The 1,373-nt window shown below is 34.4% G+C and carries 2 protein-coding genes and 1 pseudogene; all 3 read left to right on the top strand.

All coding sequences use genetic code 11. From position 1 onward, the window contains the following. Positions 1-496, top strand: a pseudogene (locus I6U48_RS29360) (late control protein D); the annotation flags it as partial. 96 nt (positions 497-592) lie between these two features. Further along, positions 593-856, top strand: coding sequence for a hypothetical protein (locus tag I6U48_RS29355; RefSeq protein ID WP_218324056.1), 264 nt, complete (start codon positions 593-595; stop codon positions 854-856). Positions 857-885: 29 nt separating this feature from the next. Continuing rightward, the gene (locus I6U48_RS29350; RefSeq protein WP_218324055.1) at positions 886-1,353 is read left to right on the top strand and encodes a hypothetical protein; all 468 of its coding nucleotides are present in this window, start codon (positions 886-888) and stop codon (positions 1,351-1,353) included. Positions 1,354-1,373 lie beyond the last annotated feature (20 nt).

Raw genomic sequence — 1,373 nt, 5'->3', positions numbered from 1 at the left:
TAAAACTAAGTTCTGGTTTGGTCCACCTAAAGGGGAAGAAGTGGGACAACTTGAAGATTTTAATTACAGCATCAGTAAAAAGATAGGAAACTTCAGAAGTTCTTCAGAGAACTATAACAAAACCATAGAGGAAAATGATTTTATATACTACAAAATAGAAACAGATAGGATTTTAAATATAGGGGATTCTGTAAATTTTAAAGATAAAAAACTCTATGTATTTGGAGCAACAGCCACAATGAAGGACAGTATATTAAAACATGAATACATCCTTTCACCTAAAAATGGTTTAACTCAAGATTTGATTTTAAACAATAAAATAAAAGGGACATCCATTGAAGGCAAGGTAATAGGAGTAAGCGGGGACACTGTAAAGGTTCATCTTCAAATTGATGAAAATCAAAATTTAAGAGAAGCTTATGCATTTCCATATTCCACACCTTATACAGCAGAAGGTAATACAGGAATGTACTGTATGCCGGAGATGGGTGACTAAGTTAAGGTTTATTTTCCAACTAATAAAGAAGAAGAGGGAATTGTAATAAATTCAATAAGAAAAAGCGATGGAGGACTTCCAGATCCAGGGGTAAAAATGTTTAGAACAAGCTCAGGGAAAGAAATAAAGTTTACCGATGGAGAGATAGTTATATCAGCAAACGGAGCAACAATAACAATAAGTGACAGCGGAATTCAGATATCCGGCGGTGGAGTGAGCATAAGTGGAGGAAGTATAAGTTTAAATGCAGGAACAATAACGGTATCAGCCAAGGATTCTATAGGGTTGAAATGCAAAGCTAGTGAGATACAGATGAGTGGAGAGACAAGCATTAAGGGGTCTAAGGTGAAAAACAATTAGAAGGAAATAATGAAAATGAGGTGAGGAGGATGGGATTTTTTAGTGGATTAGTTAGTAAAGTTACTAGTGCTGTTAAAAGTGTATTTTCAGCCGCTAAAAGTGCAGTTAGTGCTGCAGAGAAGGCTATTACCACAGGTTTATCCAAGGATATAAATAATGCTATTACGCAGATAGATAATACAATAAATGAAGTAGATAAGTTAATAAAGCTGTTAGAGGGACCGAAAAAGCAAAAGATAACAACAGGAGCAGAAGATTCGGGCATACTTCCAACATGGGATGAGATTAAAGCACGTTGGAACAATGCAGTGAATTGTGATCTTAAGATAGCATCTGATACAATTAGAAATGCCTTTAATGAACTGGGGAATGAAGTAAGTAATAAATATAATGAAATTAAAAATGATGTGATTAATGAATATACATATTTCAGCAATGAGTTGAATAATTCATTGGGATTAGCATATCAAGGGACAGATGAAGCTGGAAAAGCTTAACACTTGATTCCTGAAAATTT

Origin of the sequence: Clostridium thailandense, assembly GCF_019207025.1 — a bacterium.
Classification (GTDB): Bacteria; Bacillota; Clostridia; order Clostridiales; family Clostridiaceae; genus Clostridium_AM; species Clostridium_AM thailandense.
Note: the sequence above shows the minus strand (reverse complement) of the source record. Positions and strands in the feature narration are given on the sequence as shown.

Coding starts and splice junctions, on each gene's coding strand:
- I6U48_RS29355 (WP_218324056.1), top strand. CDS start 593: ATGTTTAGAACAAGCTCAGGGAAAGAAATAAAGTTTACCGATGGAGAG.
- I6U48_RS29350 (WP_218324055.1), top strand. CDS start 886: ATGGGATTTTTTAGTGGATTAGTTAGTAAAGTTACTAGTGCTGTTAAA.